Source organism: Nocardia sichangensis (genome assembly GCF_047200615.1).
Taxonomy (GTDB): domain Bacteria; phylum Actinomycetota; class Actinomycetes; order Mycobacteriales; family Mycobacteriaceae; genus Nocardia; species Nocardia sichangensis.
This window is the reverse complement of the sequence record NZ_JBJZOK010000026.1, coordinates 86896-108144: the sequence shown is the minus strand read 5'-3', so window position 1 is coordinate 108144 and position 21249 is coordinate 86896. Positions and strand designations below refer to the sequence as shown.

General features: G+C 71.1%; 10 protein-coding genes. 4 read left to right on the top strand and 6 right to left on the bottom strand.

All coding sequences use genetic code 11. From position 1 onward, the window contains the following. Nucleotides 1-98 precede the first annotated feature (98 nt). Nucleotides 99-512: a DUF7144 family membrane protein gene (locus ACL03I_RS29700; RefSeq protein ID WP_355080529.1), complete on the top strand. Its 414-nt coding sequence runs from the start codon at nucleotides 99-101 to the stop codon at nucleotides 510-512. 217 nt (nucleotides 513-729) lie between these two features. Beyond that, nucleotides 730-1509, top strand: a complete 780-nt coding sequence (locus tag ACL03I_RS29695; RefSeq protein ID WP_355080531.1) for an alpha/beta fold hydrolase — start codon at nucleotides 730-732, stop codon at nucleotides 1507-1509. A gap of 51 nt (nucleotides 1510-1560) precedes the next feature. On the opposite strand, the gene ACL03I_RS29690 is transcribed toward ACL03I_RS29695, so the two are convergent. Next, the gene (locus tag ACL03I_RS29690; protein WP_412807494.1) at nucleotides 1561-3351 is read right to left on the bottom strand and encodes a hydroxysqualene dehydroxylase; all 1791 of its coding nucleotides are present in this window, start codon (nucleotides 3349-3351) and stop codon (nucleotides 1561-1563) included. Then, complete coding sequence (locus ACL03I_RS29685; RefSeq protein ID WP_412807493.1) at nucleotides 3344-4756, bottom strand: NAD(P)/FAD-dependent oxidoreductase; 1413 nt, start codon at nucleotides 4754-4756, stop codon at nucleotides 3344-3346. The genes ACL03I_RS29690 and ACL03I_RS29685 overlap by 8 nt, the downstream gene beginning before the upstream one ends. 169 nt (nucleotides 4757-4925) lie before the next feature. Here ACL03I_RS29685 and ACL03I_RS29680 point away from each other — a divergent pair, with 169 nt between their 5' ends. Both ACL03I_RS29680 and ACL03I_RS29675 read left to right on the top strand, forming a co-directional pair. Further along, entirely contained in the window at nucleotides 4926-5570 is a 645-nt protein-coding gene (locus ACL03I_RS29680; protein ID WP_379255811.1) for a TetR/AcrR family transcriptional regulator, read from the top strand. A gap of 46 nt (nucleotides 5571-5616) precedes the next feature. Then, a complete protein-coding gene (locus ACL03I_RS29675) occupies nucleotides 5617-6615 on the top strand; it encodes a Gfo/Idh/MocA family protein (protein ID WP_412807492.1) in 999 nt (332 codons plus the stop codon). Here the strand turns inward: ACL03I_RS29675 and ACL03I_RS29670 are convergent. From ACL03I_RS29670 to ACL03I_RS29655, 4 genes are read right to left on the bottom strand one after another with little or no spacing between them, the layout of a single operon-like run. Continuing rightward, nucleotides 6598-7842: a glycosyltransferase gene (locus ACL03I_RS29670; protein WP_412807491.1), complete on the bottom strand. Its 1245-nt coding sequence runs from the start codon at nucleotides 7840-7842 to the stop codon at nucleotides 6598-6600. The two genes, ACL03I_RS29675 and ACL03I_RS29670, sit on opposite strands and share 18 nt — an antisense overlap. Further along, the gene (locus tag ACL03I_RS29665) at nucleotides 7839-8930 is read right to left on the bottom strand and encodes an alpha/beta hydrolase (protein ID WP_412807490.1); all 1092 of its coding nucleotides are present in this window, start codon (nucleotides 8928-8930) and stop codon (nucleotides 7839-7841) included. The genes ACL03I_RS29670 and ACL03I_RS29665 overlap by 4 nt, the downstream gene beginning before the upstream one ends. Further along, a complete protein-coding gene (locus ACL03I_RS29660; RefSeq protein WP_412807489.1) occupies nucleotides 8930-11206 on the bottom strand; it encodes a thioester reductase domain-containing protein in 2277 nt (758 codons plus the stop codon). The genes ACL03I_RS29665 and ACL03I_RS29660 overlap by 1 nt, the downstream gene beginning before the upstream one ends. Then, a complete protein-coding gene (locus ACL03I_RS29655) occupies nucleotides 11203-21186 on the bottom strand; it encodes an HAD-IIIC family phosphatase (RefSeq protein WP_412807488.1) in 9984 nt (3327 codons plus the stop codon). Before ACL03I_RS29655 ends, ACL03I_RS29660 begins: the two co-directional genes overlap by 4 nt. Nucleotides 21187-21249 lie beyond the last annotated feature (63 nt).

The window sequence follows — 21249 nt, the reverse complement described above, 5'->3', positions numbered from 1 at the left end:
CGAAGTATCGGAGTCATCCGAAACGGGTGAAGTGCTGGACGGGGCGACTGGTGGAGATTCGGAAGGCGTCCATTACTTCCCGAGAAAGGGGGCGACCGATGACGCACATGACCGAACCGGAGGCACACCCCGTTCGCCGTGGCATCGCGGCGGGCACGTCCATCGCGGCCGCGATCCTGCTGCTCACCGTCGGTGTGCTGTCGATCTTCGAGGGGATCTCCGCCGTCGCCGAGGACGAACTCATCGTCGTCGGCGCCGACTACGTCTACAAGTTCGACACTACGACGTGGGGCTGGATCCACATCGTGCTCGGCATCCTCCTGGTCATCGCGGCGCTGGGCTTGATGACCGGTGCGACTTGGGCGCGGGTGGTGGCGATCTGCCTGGCCGCGCTGTCGATCATCGCGAACTTCCTGTGGCTGCCGTACTACCCGGCGTGGTCGATCCTGGTGATCGCGCTGAACATCGTCGTGATCTGGGCGGTCGCCACCTGGCGTCCGGAAGCCGTCTGACCGGGCGAACATTGTGGCATGTCACTACTCCGGCGTGCGGGAATCGTGGTCCGCCGGTGTGGGTGGGACGGGGGTGGCGGCGATACCCGCTCGGCGAGCAGCGTTGCGGAGAGCAAACTCCGGCGATCGCCCGGTGAAGTCGGGGTTTCCGCTGCCCCCATAGGTGAGGTTGTGGTATCCACCTTCGAGACCGCACTACGAATTCGAAGGGACGCCAATGCCCAGCAAGCCCCCGCTCGTTCTCCTGCACGGTGTCACGATGTCCGAACGGGTGTGGGATGACGTCACACCCTTGCTCGCCGCGCGGCACGAGGTGATCACGCCGACCGCGGTCGGGCATCGGGGCGGACCGCAGGCCCTGCGGCGTCCGGCGCGGGTCGAGCACTTGGTGGACGACATCGAACGGCGGCTGGACGGGCTCGGACTGCGCCGGGTACACGTCGCGGGTAATTCGCTGGGCGGCTGGATGGCCATCGAATTGGCCCGGCGCGGGCGAGCCGAGACCGTCTGCGCGCTCTCGCCAGCGGGCTTCTGGGAAGCCGGGGACCGAAGCCGTTCGGCCGCGACCCGCCGCATCGCCCGCGAGGTGAGCACCGGGCGGCTGCTCGGCTTCCTCGCCCCGGTGGGCCTGCGCAGCGCGGTGGTGCGGCGAACGGCGTTGCGCAACATCGCCGTCCACGGTGATCGCGCCTGCGCGGCGCAGGCCATGACGTTCCTCCGGGACCTGCTCGGCTGCACCGTCACCGCCGATCTGCTCGGCACCGACGAACAGATCGCCGCGCTGGACCCGTTGCCGTGCCCGATCACGGTGGCCTGGTCGGAGCACGATCGTGTGCTGCCCGCGCAGGTCCACTTACCGATCGCGCGGGCGCGGCTGCCCGAGGCCGCGTTCTCCGTTCTGCCGGACACCGGGCACGTTCCGATGATCGACGACCCCGAGCTGGTCGCACAGACGATCCTGACCACCACGAGCATGACCGCCGCCGAGGCATCCTAGGGCTGCCCTGATTCGCGCGGCCGCGGCTCAGGCTCCATGGGAGCGGGCCGCTCACACGTCGAGCAGGTGCGGCAGTCCGGCGCGGTAGCGGTCGGCGTCGATGCGTTTCCACGGGTCGAAGACCGGCAGGGACACCAAGGGAAAGACCGCGACGCGGGGCGCGGGATCGTCGGCGGCATCGAGGATCGCGTTCGTGGCGGCGCGGCCGGATTCGTTGGCGCCCTCCATGGTGGCGAGGTCGATGTTGTTGCGCACGTGGTCGCCGCCGAAGAAGAGGTTCGGCACAGCGCAGCGGGCCTCCGGGCGATGGTCGTAGGAGCCGACGGTGTTGACCAGCAGTGGGGTTTCGTTGTGGATGCCGCTCGCGGTCCAGCTGACTCCGGGGTCCAGATGCCAGGAGCGGATGTCCTCGGGACGCAGCCAGCCCGTGCCGGTGTTGAGCCATTCGCTCAGCTGTGCCCACACCTCTTCGGCGATCTCGGCGGCGGTGCACTGTTTGGCCGTTCGGTGGAAGCGGATGCCGGGGGAGTCCCAGTCGGAGATGTCCACCGAAAGGCATTCCCGCACGGTGCCGTCGCCGTACCGGGCGGCGAAGTCGCCTACCCACATCGGCGCTTGACGCAAGGCGGTGAGCGCCCACGGCGAGCCGAGCGCGGCGATGTGGCCTTCCGGCAATTCGGTCGGGCGGGAGAGGTAGTACTGGATGCCGACCATCCAATCGGTCCGGAGTTCGCGCATGCCCGCCAGATGCGGGTCGGCGTCGATGATCTCGTCGCTCAGTAGCGCGACCGCCTTGTCCACCGGCATCGCGCACAGATACCAGTCCGCGGTGACCGCGCTGGAGCGGCCGCTGGGATCGGTGACGATTGCCGAGGCGATCCGGCCGTCTCGCAGCTCCAACCGCCTCGCCCGCTGCCCCAGCACGAATCGCACGCCCCGCGACCGCAGGTGCGTCACCCACGGATCGATCCAGGCTTCGTTGGTGGGGCGGTTGAGAATACGGTCGATACCGGCGGAGTATTGCGGGATCGCCCCTGTTCCCGCCAGGACCAGGGCCTCCCCGATGGTGCCGATCGTGCGGGCCGAACTCGACTGGGGTTTGGCCGCGACGGTGATGCGGGTGAGGGCGCTGACGAGGTATTCGCGGTAGGCCGCCGACTTGCCTTCGGCGCGCAGGATTTGTTCCCACGTCACGTATTCCCATTGCCCGAACCGCCGTTCGGTGCACGAGGTGAACCAGACGGCCATCTGTTTGGCGAAGAACGCCAGTTCGGCCGGGGGCAGTTCGGGGATGAAGCCGAAGGCGCCGATCAGCGTGTTCTGTATGCGCTGTGGTGTGAGTTGGTCGATGCCCCCGAAATCGACCGGTGCGAACAGTGGCGGCCTGCCGCGGAATCCCGCGACCGTACCCTCGACGCGAACCAGGTTGCCCGCCACGCCATCGGCATTGCCGGGGAACGGAATTCGGCGCATGGTGTCCGGAAGATTCTGATAGCAGCCGGGGAAGAACCGGAAGCCGTGCTCGCCGGGCAGGTCCGCGCGGCCGTCGGCGCCGGTGCCCGGCACGCCCATACTGCGTGCCTTGCCGCCGAGGAACGCCGGTTCGTACACGGTGACCTCGTAGCCGCGTTCGATCAGTTCGTGTGCCGCCGAGAGCCCGGCGACTCCGCCGCCCAGTACCGCGACCGACTTTCCGCCGGTGCGTAGTCCTGGCGTTCGGCGTACTCCCGGTGGTGCGGCGTGGGCGGGGGCGGCGGCGATGGATACTCCGGCCGCGAGCGCGCCGCGCAGCAGGTCGCGGCGGGTGAGGTCCAGGGTCGGCCGAGGGCGCGGGTCATGCATGTCGATCTCCTGAAGATGCCGCGAGACTGTCTCGCGGCGGCCGGGACGGGATGGCGTCGGCGGGCCCGGTGCTGGTGAAGGCCCGGGCTTCCCTTCGTTCGGAGACCGTGTCGCGGCATTCGCCGACCAGGTCGGCGAGGACGGGCCACGGTGCCCGCCACGAGTCGCGCAGCGCTCCCGCCGCGAACGCTGCGGCGCGTGCGGGAGTGAAGACGTCCTTCGGTTCGACGGTGCGGGAGAAGACTTCGGTGACCCGGTCGGCCAGCACGGGGTCGCCGGCGGCCTTGCGGTAGAGCTCGAACTCCAGCGGGCGCATCGCCGTGCCCCGGGCCAGGCGGTTGGTCCATTGGTAGACGCCTAGGCACTCGCGATCGCGCAGCTGTTCCCACGCGGTCAGGACGATGTCGAGATGAGCGGTGTCGTCGAGGGCGGGTGCGGCGAGTTCGCCGAGCAACCGGCCGTAGCGCAAGGCGTCGCGTATGCCCTGCGCGGTCACCGGGTCCTTGAAATGGCCCGCGTCACCCGGCAGCGCCCAGCCCGGCCCGGTCGAGCGCCGGAAGTAGGACGCCAGGCCGGTGGCCGCACGCACCCGCCCGACTCTGCGGCAGTCGCGCAGCCGCAGCCCAAGACCCGGTAGTCGGTCGATGGCCTCCTGATACCGGAGCTCGGCCCGACCGGCGCCCGGCTCGGGAGGCTGCGCGGGCGGTTGGACCAGGCTGAGCAGCAGACCGTCGTCGCAGGGGAACGCGGTGCCGAGGTCGGGACCGCAACGCCATTGCGCGGCGACGTGCCGCTGGTCGGTTGCGCCGTCGTGCCAGTACGCGAAGTAGCAGTCCCGCCCGCTCGGTGCGGACAACCGGGGCCGGGCGGCGCCGACGAGCCGGGCCACCGTACTGCGGCGGCCGTCCGCCCCGACGATCAAGCGGGCGCGCACCTCGTGCACGCCACCGGCTTCGGTGTAGCGGACGCCGACGCAGCGACCGCCGGACCACACCAGGTCGGTGACCCGGACGCCCTCTCGGATCCGCGCTCCGGCCGCGACGGCGGTGGCCACCAGCGCGGCGTCCAATCCGGTGCGCCGCACGCACATCGCGTGGCCGATGCCGTCCACCGGTGTGAACGACGACCGGACCTGAAGGCCGTCACCATCGGCGAAGGCCGTGGTCAGCGGGGGCGCGCCGAGCCGAAGGACGCGCTCGAGAGCGCCCACGCGGCGCAGTTCGGCCAGGCCCGCGGGCCACAGCAGGTGCGTCGAGAGGGTGTCGGACGGAAAGCGCGCCGAGTCCAGCGCGACGACGTCCCGCCCTGCCGTGGCGAACGCGATGGCGGCCGCGGAGCCCGCGCAGCGCGCGCCGACCACCACCACGTCGGTGTACTCGATTGCCGGAGCGGAGGATCCGCGCATCCCCGAACACCTCGGTCGCATAGTCTCGGACACTGTGTCCGATCGATCGTGAGCCGTGGGTGCCCGAATGTCAATATCGGTGCCGTGTCGGCAGAATGGACGCCATGGTGGGACGCACCCGACCGGCACAGCCGAGTAAGGCGGCCGCCGCGCCGCAGAGAGGAGCCGGATGCCCTCGCTGACCCGAGTCCCCAGAAGCGCGCGGAAACCGGTCGACGACCGGCGCGCGGAATTCGAACGACGTGTCCTCGCCGCGGTGGAGGAGTTGCTCGCCGATGGCACGCCCTACACCGAGATCGCCGTCCACCGGATCGCCGCCGCGTCGCAGTCGGCCCGCTCGACGTTCTACCGGTACTTCCCGGACAAGAGTCAGCTGCTGATCAGGATGGCGGAATTGGCCACGGCCGATCTGTTCGAGGCCGCCGAGCGCTGGTGGCTCGCCGAGCACAGCGGGCGGCAGGCCGGTGTGGTGGCCGCCGTGCGAACCATGATCGCGGGCTTCCGCGAGCACCGCTCCCTGCTGCTGGCGCTGAGCGAGGTGGCCGCCTATGACCGTGACGTCGGCGCGTATTGGCGCGGGCGGGTCGCCGAGTTCGTTCGAGTGGTGCGATCGCGATTGGAGACCGAGCTGGCCGAGGGCCGGATCAGCCCGGCGATCGACCCGCAGGCCACCGCCATCGTGCTCACCTCGATGGTCGAGCGGGCGATCGCGGCGAGCTTCTCGTCCGGGTCGGGAGTCACCGACGACGCACTGGCGGAGGCGCTGGGCCGCGCCATCTGGTTGACCGTATACGGCGACGCACCGTCCTCCTGACGGATCACTCGGCGGCACAAGCGGTCCCATTGCTACAGTCGCGCCCATGACGCAACCCGGACCGCCCCTGCGGATCGGCATCCTGGGCGCCGCACGCATCGCGCCCGCGGCTCTCGTGCGGCCCGCCGCGGCGAGCCCGGACGCGGTGGTCGCCGCCGTGGCCGCCCGCGAGCCCGGACGCGGACGCGCGTTCGCCAGGAAGCACGGCATCGCGCGGGTCTTCGACAGCTACGCCGCACTGATCGCCGCACCCGACATCGACGCGGTCTACAACCCGCTGCCCAACGGTCTGCACGGCCGGTGGACCAAGGAGGCGCTCGCGGCGGGCAAGCATGTGCTGTGCGAGAAGCCGTTCACCGCCAACGCCGCCGAGGCGCGGGAGATCGCGGCGCTGGCCGCGACGTCGGACCGGGTGGTCATGGAGGCGTTCCACTACCGCTACCACCCGATGACCAGGCGGGCCGAGGAGATCATCGCCTCCGGCGAACTCGGCGAGCTGGTGCGGGTGGACACCGCGATGTGTTTTCCGCTGCCGCGGTTCTCGGATATCCGCTACGACTACACCCTCGCAGGCGGGGCGCTGATGGACGCGGGCTGCTACGCGGTCCACATGGCGCGGGTCTTCGGCGGCGAGAATCCGGATGTCGTCGCGGCGACGGCGAAATTACGTGGCCAGGATATCGACCGCGCGATGAGCGCCGAGCTGCGCTTTCCTTCCGGCCACACCGGACGGCTGCGTTGCTCGATGTGGTCGTCGGACGTGCTGCGCATCGGTGCGCGAGTGGTGGGCGAACGCGGTGAACTGCGGTTGCTCAATCCGGTGGCGCCGCAGTTGCCGCGCAGGCTGTCGGTGCGTTCGGAGCGCGGCAGTCGCACCGAGCAGGTCTCGCGCCGCAGCACCTACGCCTATCAGCTCGACGCCTTCGTCGCGGCGGTGCGGCACGGCGAGCCGGTACTCACCGCGCCGGACGACGCGGTGGCGACGATGACGGTCATCGACGCGATCTACGCGGCGGCGGGTTTGCCGCTACGGCAACCGGCCTGACGCGGCGATCGCCTCGGTGTAGACCGCGACCAGGCGTTCGGTGAACCGGGACTGCAGCGTCCGATCCGCGTGCCGCGCCAGCACCTCGCGCATGGCGTCGAGCCGGTCCCGCTGCTGCGCCAGCAGGCGCAACGCCTCGGCGAGCGCGTCCGTCGAGGCGTCGCGCGCACGGAATTCGCCGCCTTCGGGGACGGTTTCGGTGACGTCGGGGTCGCAGTGCAGCACCGGAATCCCGGCCGCGACCGCTTCGAGCAGCACCATGCCCTGCGTGTCGCACCCGGCGGACGGGAACAGCAGCACGTCGTTGGCACGCATAGCCGTAAGGCACTCCGCCTGGCTCACTTCGCCGTGCAGCCGGACTCGCTCACGCAGGCCGGGCCGGTCGACGGCCGAGCGCAGGCGCGTTTCCAGCGCTCCCGCACCGTAGATGTCCAGGGTGCAGCCCTCGGCCAGGCGCACCGCCTCGACGGCGTCCAACGGTCGCTTCTCCGCGGAGAAGCGACCGCACCACAGCACCCGCATCCGGCGACCCCGGTCGCGGGAACGCTCCGGGAGGGCGCGCACCAGATCGTCGTCGACTCCGTTGGACACCACGTGCAGCGGCCGATCCATCCCGTGAGCGGCCAACCGCTGCGCGAAATGCCGTGTCGGCACCACGACGTGGTCCGCGGCCTGTGCCTGCGCGACGAGCGGCCGCCAGGCGTGCCGCGCCGTTCGGCTTTCCGGCAGGCGCGGCAGCTCCTTGCGCAAGCCGACGAACCCGCCGTGCAGCACGCGCATGGTGAGGGCGGCGAGGTAGGGAAACGGCGAATTGCGCTCGATGAAGGAATCGTCGCGGCTGTGCATGGACTGGACGACGGGAAGTCCGTGCCTGCGCGCGGCGCGCAATCCGGCGATGCCCGCGCCGTAGGTGGTCTGCGCGTGCACGACGTCGAAACCGCGCTCGGCGAAGACCGTGTCGATGAGGCGCGCGTTCCTGCGGGTCGGCAGCGCCACCGGATACCCGTTCACGCTCATTCCGCCCGTGGTCGTGAGAACGACGATCCCGGAGTCCGGCGGTGTGGGCTCCGGCGGGGGAATGGTGAACACGGTGACGCGATGCCCGAGCCGCTCCAGCGCCGCGCGTTGTGCGCGCATCGACGTCTGGATGCCGCCGAGGGTGGCGGGGTGGAAATCCGCGAACATCGCGATGCGCAGCGAACGTCCGTCGCCCGGTGGCTCGCTCACGCCGTATCCCGCGTTCGGGGTGTGGAGCAGCCGTCGAGGAATTCGAGGATGTGCCCGTACACGTCGAGTGCGGAGCCGCGTCCGAGGAAGGTGTCGAGATGGCCGTAGGAAGGGATCTCGACGTAGCGGACGTCCAGCCCGGGGTGCCGGGCGGTGAGCACGTCGTGGCACAGCTTGTTGGAGTCGAGCCAGACTTCGTTGCGGCTGCCCGACAACAGCAGGACCGGGCAATCGATCCGGTCGGCGTGGTCCAGCGCGTTCTCCGGTAGCACGCGGTAGCGGTCGTCGTTGTCGTTCCAGCGCTGCACGGCATGCGCCAGCTCCATCCGCCGCAACTGGGGCAGAACATGCACCGGGACCGGCCCGAACAGTTGCGCCAAGCGGTCGTGGGTGCGCGGATCGAGATGGTCGTGGACGAACAGCTCGGCACCCATGCCCCAGCCGCCGTGGACCATCCGGCAGGTGGGGTCTGTGCATTCCCCTTTCCGGGTGAGCAGCGCGTACAGCAGCGTTTTCCGCGACCACAGCCCGACTTTGCGGAAATCGGACTCGAGGTGATGGACGCGGGAGCCGAGCAGTTCGCCGCCGACGAGCACGCGCATCCGCACCGCGGCGCTCACTTTCGGAGTGAGGAAGACGCCTTGGGCGACGACTCCGGCGAGGCCGGGCACCAGGCCCGCGGCCATGCTCATCGACAGCGCCAGGGCGCCGACGCAATGCGCGACCACGAACAACCGCTGGTCGCCGATGCGTCCGCGGATCTCCTCGACGGCTCCGGGCAGGTCGTAGAGCGCCACGTCGTCGAAGCTGAAACGCGGGCCTGCGGCGTTGTAGGGCAGCCGACAGCTGCCGCGCCAGTCCAGCAGCCACGGCTGGTATCCGGCGTCGACGAGAGCGTCGACGATCGTGCGGATCTCCGGCAGCAGGAACATCTCCGAGGACACGCCGTGGCCGTGGACCAACAGAACCGAGGGCCGCTCGGGATCGTCGACGACCACGCGCCGCAGGCCGAGCAGGGTCCCGTCGGCGGTGCGGAACGGGATCTCCTCCACGACCGGTGCGGCTCCGGGCCGGGTGGGGGTGAGCATCAGCGCGACTCCTTCGCGTTGCGGCGCAGATCCAGCAGTTCGGTGCCCACGCGCAGCGCCGGTTCCAGCAGGCCCTTGCCGAGCTGGGATCCGAACCAGCTCAGCCACAACAGTTTCGCGGTCCGCCGCTGGCGTTCGGACAGGCGTGGATCCACCTGGATGCCGTCGATTTGATCGTGCAGGTAGGTGTGCAGGGGGACCGCGACCTCGCCCGCGAGGCTCGCCGGTTGGTCCTCCCGGCCGAGTTCGACGGTCAACGTGCGTGCCTGCCGGATGATCGTGCGGCGCGCTTCGGCGTATTTGTAGCCCGACAGCCACCACGTCCCGCCATCGGCGTCGCGCAGCGACAGCCGGTAGTGCATCAGCGGGTGTTTCAGTCCGTGCCGCATCGGGATGCCGTCGTGCGGACGCACCGACGCCACACCGGATACCGTGAGCGGGCCGTCGTGCAGACGCGCGCACCGCAGCTCGCCCCCGACATCGACTGTGCGCCCGGCCACCAGCTGGTGGGTGCTCGCGATGGACAGCCGCAGGTTGAGCGTGCAGGAAGTGTCCGCCGCCGCCGCGACGGGCCCGATCGTGCCCACCAGGGTCTCCGCGAACCACAGATACGGTGGGTCCTCCGGCCGTGGCAGCCGTGCCAGGCCGGTGCCCGCGAGCATCTCCAGCGTTTTGTGTTGCGACCGGGCGCCGTAACGGACCGGTTGGGGCAGGTTGTGCGCGCGCAGGAAGGCGCGGGTGCGTTCGTCGGTCGCGGCCGGAACGGACGCCATCGTCTCCAGCGGATGACGCGCGGTAGGGCTGCCCAGCACCTGCGCCAGCGATTCCAGCTCCGGGACCGGCTCGGTGCGGATCCGCTCGACCACCTCGTCACACCAGGCGGCCCAGTGCCGCACCCGCATGTCCATGCCGATCGCCGCCGATTCACCCAGCATCTGCTCCAGCGTGGTCGGCGTGCCGGTGAGATGGTAGTTGTGGCCCCACGCCGTCGGCGCGCACACGATCGCCGCCGCGACCTTGCTCACCCAATCGACCGGGGCCACATGAAGATTGCGCAGCGCGGGGACGGTGCCGAACCGCGACAGCGCCGCGATGATGCCGCTGTTGAGGTCGCGCGGATTGTGCGCGCCGGTCTCGCGGTGCCCGCCGATTCCACCGGGGCGCAGCACCGTGACGACCAGTCCGTGTTCGCGGGCGCGCCGCAGGACGGCCTCGGCCGCCCATTTCGTCCGGTCGTAGCCGATCACGAGTTTGCCGATGTTCGCCACCGGATCGTCCTCGCCCATCGAGGCGATGCCGAGCTCGTTGAACACCGCGATGGAGGAGACGTGGTGCAACGGTTTCGGTCGTCCGGTTGCCGCCAGCCGGGCCAGGGTCAGCGGGCCGACCACGTTGCCGCGGCGCAGCGACCGGTAGCCACGCAGGAAGTCGACCGCCGCGCCGACGTTGACGATCGCGTCGATCTCCTCCGCCAGCGCGGCCCACGCTTTCTCCGAGAGGCCGAGATTCGGTTCACGCAGGTCGCCCGGCAGCACTGTCACCCGCCTGCGCACCTCCGGCGACCACGGCAGCAGGAAACGCGTCAACGCCGCGGCCAGCCGGTCCACGGCGTCGGCGTCGTCGCGCGCGCGAACGAGGCAGACGACGTGGGCGTCACTGCCGCGCAACAGGTCCAGCAGCAGGTGGCTGCCGAGGAAGCCGGTGGCGCCGGTGAGCAGAACGCGGCGCGGCGCGACCCGCTCCGGCGGGTCGGTGAAGGGCAGCCGGTCGGCTCCGGCGACGTCGGCCATGAGCTGCGCGAGTTCGTCGTCCACGGTATCCGCCACCGGCGACGGCGTTTCGCGTTCGGTGGCTTCCGCTCGCGCGCCCAGCCAGCGCTGCGCCAGCCTGCGCGGCCGCGCGTCGGCGAATACGTCGTCCAACTCGAAGTGGACGTCGAGTTCCCTGGCGAGCGCCGCCACGAATTGCACCGCGGCGACGGATGTTCCGCCGCCGTCGAAGAAATCGGTATCCGGCCCGAGAGGTTCGACGATGAAGCGGTCGGCCACCTGGATGACCGCCGCCGTGAGCGAGTCGGTGTCCCACGCGCCGGGACGCGCGATCGCCGCCGTCGCGGTCGCCACGTCGCCGCCCGCGCGGGCCAGCAACGCGGACACGTCCAGACCGCCGCCGCGTTCGATCGCCTCGGCGAGGTCGCGCCGATCGGCTCGCTCGGCGGGCGGCGGGTACCCGCCGTTCGGACTGCGCACAGGAAACTCCTTGTCGGCCATGGTCATCGCGCCCAGGATCGGAACGTGCGCAGGCGATCCAGCGGCACGTCGACCTCGATTCGTTCGCTGTCGATGTCGCCGCCGCCGAGCGCGGCGGCCAACCGGCGGGCGGGCACGTTGCGCGCGGTGCGGTGCACGGTCATACGCACCGTCGCGCGATCCAGCGCCGCCGCGCGGTCGGCCAGCCAGCCGAGCAGGCGTTCCTCGACGCCGCGGCCGAGGGCGCGGCAGCTGAGATGCCATCCGCGCACCCACAGCGCGGTCGCGTCGGTGTGCACCGCCAGCACGGCGATCGTCCCGTAGTCGCCGAACCGGTCGCACGCCGCGGCGGTCCACACCTCGCCATCCTCCCGCCAGCGGTCGACATCCTGGTCGGTGCTCGCGCCCAGCGCGAATTGGCTGGTGCGCCGGACCAGTTGGACCGCACGCGTCAAGCCGTGGTCCGACAGCGGCTCGACGGTCACCTCCAGATCCAGTTGGTCCAGGAACTGCGCGAAATCGACGTGCTCCCTGGCCAGGTCGCGTTCGCGCTCGTGCCGGTAGAACTCCGCACGGCCGGCGTCCTCCGCGGTCACCGCCACCGGTGTCACCGGCCACAACCGGGTCAGGAACGCGGTCAGCTCCTCGATCGGGGGACAGGTCACCGCGAGCACTTCCGGCAGGCGGGAACGCATCTTCGCGATCTCCACCGGGTTGTCGTCCAGATAGACCACGTCCTCCAGCGCGAGGCCCAACGTTCGCGCCGCCGCCTCGAGCCGGTCGGTCTTGCTGTCCCACCCGGTGCAGACGAGGGTGAAATCGGTGGCGCGCAGCGGACTGTCCGGGCGGTCCAGCACCGCCTGGACGGAATCCTCGTCGTTGTTGCTGATCAGCACCAGCAGCGTGCCCGCGGCGCGCCATTGCCGCAACCGCCGCGCCAGCGAGCGCCGCGGCGGATCGAAAGTGACCGCCGCGGGGCCGATCTCACCCACCACGCCACTCCACAGTGTGTCGTCGCCGTCCACGGCGATGACCTTCGGCGCGGGCAACAGGGCCGTGCGGGCGACGGCGGCGAGCGTCAGCGCCACCGCCGCCTGGAACTCCTCGGTGAACGGCAGGTGTGCCAGCGCGTCGGTCTGCGCGTCGAAGCGATGCGCCACCCGGTGGTCGCGAGTCCAGTCGGTTTCGGTGAGAACCGCGACGCCGGGGATCTCCCGTAGCCGCTCGGCGGTCAGCCGGTCCCACCGCGTCAGTCGCCCATCGGGTTCGGGCGACGGGAGGACGCCGACGATGATCGGAACGCGCGCGCGTTCGGCCGCTTCCCGGACGGCGGCGGGATACCGTGCGGCGAGTTCATCGAGATCGTCGTCGGTGAGCGGTCCGAATCGCTCCAGGTCCGCCGCGCGCAACAGCACGATGCCCAGGGCGGTCGACGGTTGGGCGAAGACCCCGGACGGGTCGCGCAGCCCGGCCGGCACGTGGTGGTACGGCGCCTCGAACACGGTCGGACCGTCGATGCCGTGAGCGTGTGCCGCCGCGCGATACAGATCCGGCAGCTTGCCCAGCGCGAACGTGGCCGCGAACGCGACGCCGCGCGGCGCCTCCGGACGCGCGGGGCGCACCGGCAGCCCGGGACGCTCCACCACCTCCTCGAGCAGCGCGAGGTAGTCGCGCCCGAGCCGGGTGCAGCTCGCGTCATCGATGATGTCGGCGTTGTAGGTGAACCAGATGCGGTCCGCTCCGGCGAGCACCGCCACCATGAGGTCGAGATCGGAGTATCCGGTGCCCACCGGAATCAGGTCGGCGCGGTGCACCGGCGCATCGGCCCGCAGATAGTTGAAGTACACCTCGACCAGCGGCGCGTTGTCCCGATACAGGCCCTCCGCGGCGAGCGTGGCGAGCACGTCGGAGAAACCCGCTCCCGGCACCAGCAGGCGCCGCAGCCGGTCGCCGGTCCTGCGCAGTAGGTCGTCGATCGACTCGCCGGGCTCGACGGCCGCCGGATACGGCACGGGCACACCGAAGTAGCCGACCGCGGTCGGCGCGTCGGCGTGGATGCGGGTGTCCACCGGCACGGCGAGCGCGAAACGATCGGTGTCCTGCCGCCGGGCGAGCAGCACTGTCAGCGTGCCGAGGAACAACGCCGCGGGCGTGATACCCAGCTCCCGAGCGCGTCGCGCCGCCCGCTCGCGCAGCCCCGCGGGCAGCTCCAGCAGCACCTCGCCCGCACGATGGGTGCGCTGGGCAGGCCTGGGCCGGGCGAGGGTGAGTTCGAGGCGGCGGCATCCGGCGAATTCCGCGCGCCACTCGGCGTCGGGCTCGGCCTGCGGCGCCTGGGCGGCGAGCAGATCGTGCATGTCCTTGTTGGACAGCGTGTCCGGGAATTGGGCGCCGGACAACTCGGCGCCGATCTCTCCGGCGACCAGCACCATCGACTGGACATCGCACATACCGTGGTGGGCTCCGAAGACGAGCTCCTGCTCGCCGGAATCGGAACTCAGCAGTTCGAACCGCCACAGCGGCCCCTCCGCCAAGTCGAACGGCTCGCGCATCAGCTCGCGGAACCGGACCCGCGTGACGGCGTGATCGAGCCGATCGACGGCCGACGAGCGCAACAGCGGCCCGCCCGGTCGGGACCGCACCTGCAACCGGGTGCCGTGCTCGTCGCTGGGCACGATCACCGTGCGCAACGCCGCGTGCCGCGCGGCGAGGCGGTCGAGAATCGCGTCCAGTTCGGCGTGTTCCACCGTCCTGGGCAAGCGCATGGCCAGCCCGCCGGTCTGGGCGACGCTCGGAATGCCTTGCTGGGCCGTGCGCAGCAGCCGCATCAGATCGCGGGTGACGGGCAGCGTGACGACCTCGGGGACGTCCTGGTCGTCCGGGCGCGCGGCGGGCTCGCCCGTCTGCGTGCGCGCCGCCTCGCCGACGAGATATTCCGCCAGCGCGGCGGGACTGCGACCGGCGAAGATCTCGCTCAGCGGCACCAGGATGCCGGTGTCGTCGCGCAACCGGTTGCGCAGTTCCACCGCCATCAGCGAGTCCATGCCCAGCCCCTGGAACGACCGGTCCGCCGTAATGGCCTCCGCACCGGAGTGCCCGAGCACGTCGGCGGCCCGGCGCGCCACCACGTCGATCGCGATCGCGGTCGCCTCGCCGGGCGGCAATCCACGCAGCCGCTCGGCGAACCGGGACCGCACCGACGGGTCGGCGGCGTCGCGGTGCACGACCGTTCGGCGCGAGGGCGGACGGATCGTCCCGCGCAGCAGCAGCGGAACATATGGTGCGCGCCGCATCGCGTCGGCATCGATCCGCAGCGGCGCCAGCACCGGCTCGTTCCGTCGCAACGCCGCGTCGAAGGCGGCCAAGCCGTCACGCGCGCCGAGCGGGCGCACGCCGGAGCGTTCCATGCGCCGGATGTCGGCCGCCGCCATCACCTCGTGCATGTCCAGGCTCCACGGACCCCACGCCAGCGACTGCGCGGGCAGGCCTCGGGCGACGCGATGGGTGGCGAGGGCATCGAGGTAGGCGTTGGCGGCGGCGTAGTTCGCCTGCCCGGGATTGCCGAGAAGGCCCGCGACCGAGGAGAACAGCACGAAGCACGACAGGTCCATGCCCGAGGTCAGCTCGTGCAGGTGATACGCCGCGTCGACCTTCGGCCGCAGCACCGCTTCGAGACGTTCGGGCGTCAGCGAGCCCAGCGTGCCGTCGTCGAGCACCATCGCGGCATGCACGACGCCGCTGAGTGTGCGTCCGCGCAGCATTTCGGCCAGCGCGGCACGGTCGGCCACATCGCAGCGGGCGAAGACCACGTCAGCGCCGAGGCCGGTGAGCTCGGCGCGCAGGTCCTCCGCGCCGGGGCCGTCGGCGCCGCGGCGGCTGGCGAGCAACAGCTTCGTGACCCCGTGCGCCCGCACCAGATGCCGCGCCAGCAGCGAGCCGAGCCGCCCCGGCGCTCCGGTGACGAGTACGAAACCGTCGCCGAAATCGGGGGCGGCACCACCGGACACCGGAGGACGCACCAGACGCGGCGCGAACAGGACGCCGTCACGCACCAGCGCCTGTGCCGCACCGGAGGCGAGCACCGTCGCGACGTCGACCTCGGCGTCATCACTGTCGACCAGCACGATGCGGTCGGGGTTCTCCGACTGCGCTGTGCGGGCCAGGCCCCAGACCGCCGCTCCCGCGGTGTTTTCGATGTCCTCGCCGGGCAGCGCCATCGCCCCGCGGGTGCGTACCACGATGGTCGCCGCCGCGAGTCGCGGATCGTCCAGTGCCGCCTGCAGGCCTGCGAGCGCGCGCCGCACCGCCGTGTGCACCGTATCGATCGAATCGCCTCGAGCGGCTTCGATGATCACCGCGTCCGGCGCGGGCTCGTGCGGACCGAGCCGCGACCAGGCGACGGCGGTGACCGGCCGCGGCGTCATCGGCGTCGGAAGCGCCGCCCACTCCGGCCGGAACAAGGTGCGGTGCGCGGCGGACAACGCGCTGTCGAGCAGCTGCGCCTCGGGTGCGGGCCGAAGGAGCAGCGACCGTATCGACACGACCGGTTGTCCGGTGTGATCCTCGGCCATGACCCGCACCCCGCCGGAGTCGTCGAGCGAGATCCGGACCCGCAACGCCGTCGCGCCGGAGGCATGCAAGCGCACGCCGGTCCAGGCGAACGGCAGCAGCGCCGAACCACTCTCGTCCGCGCCCAGCAGCAGCGCCGCGTGCAGCGCGGAGTCGAGCAACGCGGGATGGATCTCGAAGCGTGCGGCATCGCCGTGGGCGTGCTCCGGGAGCGCCACGTCGGCGAAGACGTCCCCGCCGCGCCGCCACGCCGCGCGCACCGACCGGAACAGCGGCCCGTAGCGATGCCCGCGATCGGACAGTCGCGCGTACATGTCCTCGACGTCGACGGCCGTCGCCCCGGCCGGAGGCCACCGGTCGGCATCGAGGCCGCCGGAATCGGTCTCGTCCGTCGCCGCCAGAATCCCGCGGGCGTGCAATGCCCACGAGGTGTCGAGATCGCGTTCGAGTCGCGAGTGGATCGAGACGGGTCGGCAACCGTCGGCGTCGGCGTCGGCGACCACCACCTGGATCTGCACCGCGGCCTCCTCGGTGAGCACCACCGGGGCGTGCAGCACGAGTTCGCGCACGTTTCCGGTGTCCACCTCGTCACCGGCGCGGATGGCGAGCTCGACCAGAGCGGTGCCGGGCAGGACGACCGCGGCGGGCGCGGCATGCTCGGCCAGCCACGGATGGGTCCGCAGGGAGATCCGGCCGGTCAGCGTCACACCGCCGGAATCCGGTTGCGGCACAACAGCGCCCACGAAAGGATGGCTCGCGGACCGCAAACCCAGCGCCGCGGCGTCCTCGGACACCGATTCGGTCCAGAACCGCCGCCGGTCGAAAGCATAGGTCGGCAGGTCGACGCGGCCGTGCGCGGGCGTGAGGCGGGTCCAGTCGAGGTCGTGGCCGGCCACCCACAGCGCGGCCAGGGCGCGGGCCAGACTGCGCGGACCGTCCTGGTCACGCACCAGCGAGCCGACCGCGACGACCTCGTGACCGGTGTCCTCCGCGACGGCTCGCACCGCCGTGGTCAGCAGTGGATGCACGCCGAGTTCGACGAAATACCGGTATCCGTCGCCGATCATCCGCTCGATCGTGCTCGCGAACCGGACCGGTTCCCGCGCATTGCGGTACCAGTAGTCGGTGTCGGCGGGGTCGGTCATCCGCCCGCCCAGCACCGTCGAGTACCAGGGAACGACCGGCGCGGCGGCGGCCGCCCCGGCGAGTTCGTCGAGCAGTTGCCGCCGGATGGGCTCCAGCAGAGCGGAATGCCCGGCCAGCGCGGGTCCCGCGGCCAGCATCCGCACGTCGACCTGTTCGTCCTCCAGTTCGCGCACGAGCGCCTCGACCGCCTCGCGCGCTCCCGCCACGATCGTGGAGCGGGGGATGTTGATCGCCGCGATCGATACCGCTGTGTCCGACGCCAGCCGTTCTTCGAGTCGCTGTGCGGGCAGGCCGATCATCGCCATCGCGCCCTGCTCGGTGATGCCGGCCATCAGGCGGCTGCGTGTCACGACGACGTGGGCGGCTTCGTCGAGGCTCAGCGCACCGGAGACGTAGGCCGCGGCGATCTCGCCCTGGCTGTGGCCGATCACGGCATCCGGTATGACGCCCGCGTCCCGCCAGGTGGCCGCCAGCGCCGCCATCGTGGCGAACAGCAGCGGTTGCACGAGGGTGAAGTCGCCCAGTTGCGCCGCGGTGAGACCGAACAGCGCGGTCGCCAGCGACCATCCGGTGCGGTGCCGGAACGCTTCGTCGCAGCGCGCGAACTCGGCGCGGAACACTTCGGAGCGAGCCAGCATGTCACGTGCCATCCCGGCCCACTGCACGCCCTGCCCCGGGAAGACGAATGCCGTCTTGCCCGCGGTGAGCGCCGCGTCCGCGCCGACGACCACATCGGGCGTCGCTCGGTGCTCGACCAGATCGCCGAGTGCGGAGAGCATTTCGCCCCGCTCGCCCGCCACGACGACGGCCCGCCATTCGAACGGCGTGCGGTGCAGAGCCAGCGAGCGGGACACGGGTGCGGGATCGAGTGTGGGATCTTCGGTGAGGTGATCGAGCAGGCGTCGGGCTTGACCATGCAGCGAGGCCCGGTTGCGTGCCGAGATCGGCAGCAGCGCGATCCCGCGATCGCCCGGCTCGTCGTCGAACGGGCCGGACTCGTCGTCGACGGCGGGCGCTTCTTCGAGAATCAGGTGGGCATTGGTGCCGCTGAGCCCGAACGCGCTCACTCCGGCGCGGCGGGGCCGGTCGCCTCTCGGCCACGGCGCCGAATCGGTCCGCACGGCCAAACCGCTACCGTCCCAATCGATCTGCGACGTCGGCGGCCCGTCATGGGCCATCCCCGGTATCCGCTCGTGTTGCAGCCCGAGTACCAGTTTGACGACGCCGCCGATGCCGGCCGCCGCTTGGGTATGGCCCACATTGGATTTCAGCGAACCCACGCCGAGCGGGCGTTCGGGCTCCCGGTCGGGACCGAAGACGCGCGCCAAGGCGCGTGCTTCGATCGGATCGCCGAGGGCGGTGCCGGTGCCGTGCGCCTCCACGTAGTCCAGATCCGCGGGCCTCAGCCCGGCGGCGCGCAACGCCGCCTTGATGACCTGCTCCTGCGCGAATCCGTTGGGCGCGCTGATACCTTGGCTGCGCCCGTCCTGGTTGACCGCGGAGCCGCGGACCACGGCCAGCACCCGGTCGCCGTCGCGCCGGGCGTCGTCGAGCCGCTTCAGCAGCACCAGACCGGCGCCCTCGGCCCACACCGTGCCGTCCGCGCCCGCCGAGAACGGCGCGCACCGTCCCGACGGCGACAGCACACCGAGTTTGCACAGCTCCACGTGCGCGGTCGGTCCCATCAGCAGCGTCGCGCCGCCGGCCAGGGCCAGATCGCATTCGCCCGCGCGCAGCGCCTGCGCGGCCAGATGCATGGCGACGATCGATGAGGAACAGGCCGTGTCGAGGGTGACGGCGGGTCCGTGGAAACCCAGCGTGTACGCGACCCGCCCGGAGGCCACACTCGGGGAGAGCCCGGTGCCGACCTGCCCGTTCAACTGGCTCGGAGCGGGGTCGGCGAGATAACCGGTGCTGTACACCCCGAAGTACACCCCGGTCGTGCTGCCCTGCAGCTGTCTGGGGTCGCGGCCGGACCGTTCGATCGCCTCCCAGCTCAGCTCCAGCATGAGCCGCTGCTGCGGGTCCATCACCGCCGCCTCGCGCGGGCCGATGCCGAAGAACGCGGCGTCGAACTGGTCGACCTGGGTGAGGTAGCCGCCGCGGAAGGTGTAGGCCTTGCCTTCCGCCGCCGGATCCGGGTCGTAGAGCCCGTCGACGCTCCAGCGTCCTGGCGGCACCTCCGACAGACCGTCGCGTCCGTCGTCCAGCAGGCGCCACAACGCCTCCGGATCGTCGGCGCCGCCGGGAAACCGGCAGGCCATCGCGATGATCGCGATGGCGTCGTCGCTGCGCTCCTGCTGCGGAACGGGCGCGTCCTCGGTTGCGGTATCGTGCAGCGCCGCCACGACTTGCGCGATGGTCGGGTGCTCGAAGAACAGGTTGGTGTCCAGACTCCGCCCGACCCGGTCGGAGAGCTCCACGACGAGTTCCACCAGATCCGCTGAGCCGAGACCGAATTCGACCAGCGGCCGATGCACGTCGATGCGCGCCGGATCGAGGTAGGCCAGCCGGGCGATGATCTCCACCAGCCAGCTCCGCATCTCGTCGGCGCCGAGCGCCTCGCCTCGCGGTGCGCCCGGCGGTGCACCGACCTCGTCGAATTCGCCGCGGACAGGCGACACCGGCGCGAACTCGTCGTCGAGATACGCCGCGCGGCAGGCTTGTCGCTGAACTTTGCCGCTGCTGGTCTTGAGCAGGGCGCCGGGCCGGATCAGGACCACCGATCGCAGCGTCAGCGCGTGTTCCGCGCCGATCACCGCGCGGATCGCTGCTTCGGCGTCGGCGAGCTCGGCGGGATCCTCGGTGCGCACTTCGGCGACCACCACGGGCAGCTCTCCGTCGATGCCCCCGTCCACCGAGAACGCCGCGACGCACCCCGGGCGGACGGCCTCGTGCGCGGACTCGACCGTCGACTCCAAGTCCTGCGGATAGTGGTTCTTGCCGTCGATGATCAGCACATCTTTGCGCCGGCCCGTGACGAACAGCTCACCGCCGGAGAAGAATCCGAGATCGCCGGTGCGCAGGTAAGCGCGATCGTCATCGTCCAACCCGGCATGGAAGGTCTCGGCGGTAGCCGTCTCGTTGCCCAGATACCCCGCGGCGACACTGGTTCCGGTCACCCAGATCTCGCCCTCGACGCCGTCGGCGCACGCGGTGTGCCGGTCGGGATCCACGATGACGATCGACAACCCTTCGGCCGGGCGCCCCACACCGACCAGCTCGGACCGGCCGGGCGGCAGGATCACCGTCGGCGGCGCGCCGAGCCGCGCGGCGCTGACGATGAGCGTGGCCTCGGCCAAGCCGTAGACCGGCTGGAACGACTCCGCCCGGAATCCCGTACTCGCGAAGGTGTCGGCGAACCGGCGCACCGTGGCCGGACGCACCGTCTCCGCACCGTTGAACGCCACTCTCCAGCAGCTCAAGTCGAGGCGGTCGATCTGTTCGGAAGTCATGCGGCGCAGGCACAGCTCGTAGCCGAAATTGGGGCCGCCGCTGGTGTGCGCGCCGAACGCGGAGACCGCTTGTGGCCAGCGCTCGGGGCGCTGCAGAAAATCCTTGGGCGACAACAGCACCGCGTTCGCGCCGACGAACATCGTCTGCAACACGGGGGCGATGAGCCCCATATCGTGATACATCGGCAGCCAGCTGACGAACAGCGCGTCGGTGAGCGAAGCCAGCAGATCCGGCGTATGGCCCAGTGCCGTGGCGATGGCGCGTTCGTTGTGCAGCAGGTTCGCGTGGGTGACCACGACGCCGCGCGGCGCGCTCGTCGAACCCGAGGTGTACTGCAGGAAGGCGACCGAGTCCGGCCCGACGGCGGGCCTGCGCCACGAGGCGGCCGCGTCGTCGGGGATCTCGTCGGTCGCCAGCCAGGCCGGCTCGCCCAGTTCGGGCAGGTGCTCGATCGGCGCGGTGGCGTCGGCGCGGACCTGGGCGGTGGTGAGCACCGCGTCCACGCCGGCATCGGCGACCAGGTGCCGCAACCGCCGCAGGGAGCGGGAGTCCAACTGCGGCAGCGGGGCGGGCACGGCGACGACGTTCGCGGCCAGACAGCCGAAAAAGCTTGTGATGAAATCCAATCCGGACGGGTACAGCAGCAGAGCCCGGCGGATGCCGCGATCCTGCAACGCGGCGGCGATCGCCCGCGCCCGGGCAGACACCCCGGCATAGGTGATGTCGTCGATGGGGCCGTCGGCGTCGCCGGTGCGCAAGAAGCGGTACGCGGTCGCGGCGGGCACGGTCTCGCCGCGGGTGAGCAGGATATCGAGGAACGAACGGTAATCGGTCATGCGGTACAACCTTCGGAACTCGACGGTCACGGTTGTCGTGCGCTCGCCGGTCGCCGCCGCGAT

Coding starts and splice junctions, on each gene's coding strand:
- ACL03I_RS29695 (WP_355080531.1), top strand. CDS start 730: ATGCCCAGCAAGCCCCCGCTCGTTCTCCTGCACGGTGTCACGATGTCC.
- ACL03I_RS29655 (WP_412807488.1), bottom strand. CDS start 21,186: ATGACCGATTACCGTTCGTTCCTCGATATCCTGCTCACCCGCGGCGAG.
- ACL03I_RS29685 (WP_412807493.1), bottom strand. CDS start 4,756: ATGCGCGGATCCTCCGCTCCGGCAATCGAGTACACCGACGTGGTGGTG.
- ACL03I_RS29690 (WP_412807494.1), bottom strand. CDS start 3,351: ATGCATGACCCGCGCCCTCGGCCGACCCTGGACCTCACCCGCCGCGAC.
- ACL03I_RS29675 (WP_412807492.1), top strand. CDS start 5,617: ATGACGCAACCCGGACCGCCCCTGCGGATCGGCATCCTGGGCGCCGCA.
- ACL03I_RS29660 (WP_412807489.1), bottom strand. CDS start 11,206: ATGACCATGGCCGACAAGGAGTTTCCTGTGCGCAGTCCGAACGGCGGG.
- ACL03I_RS29665 (WP_412807490.1), bottom strand. CDS start 8,930: ATGCTCACCCCCACCCGGCCCGGAGCCGCACCGGTCGTGGAGGAGATC.
- ACL03I_RS29680 (WP_379255811.1), top strand. CDS start 4,926: ATGCCCTCGCTGACCCGAGTCCCCAGAAGCGCGCGGAAACCGGTCGAC.
- ACL03I_RS29700 (WP_355080529.1), top strand. CDS start 99: ATGACGCACATGACCGAACCGGAGGCACACCCCGTTCGCCGTGGCATC.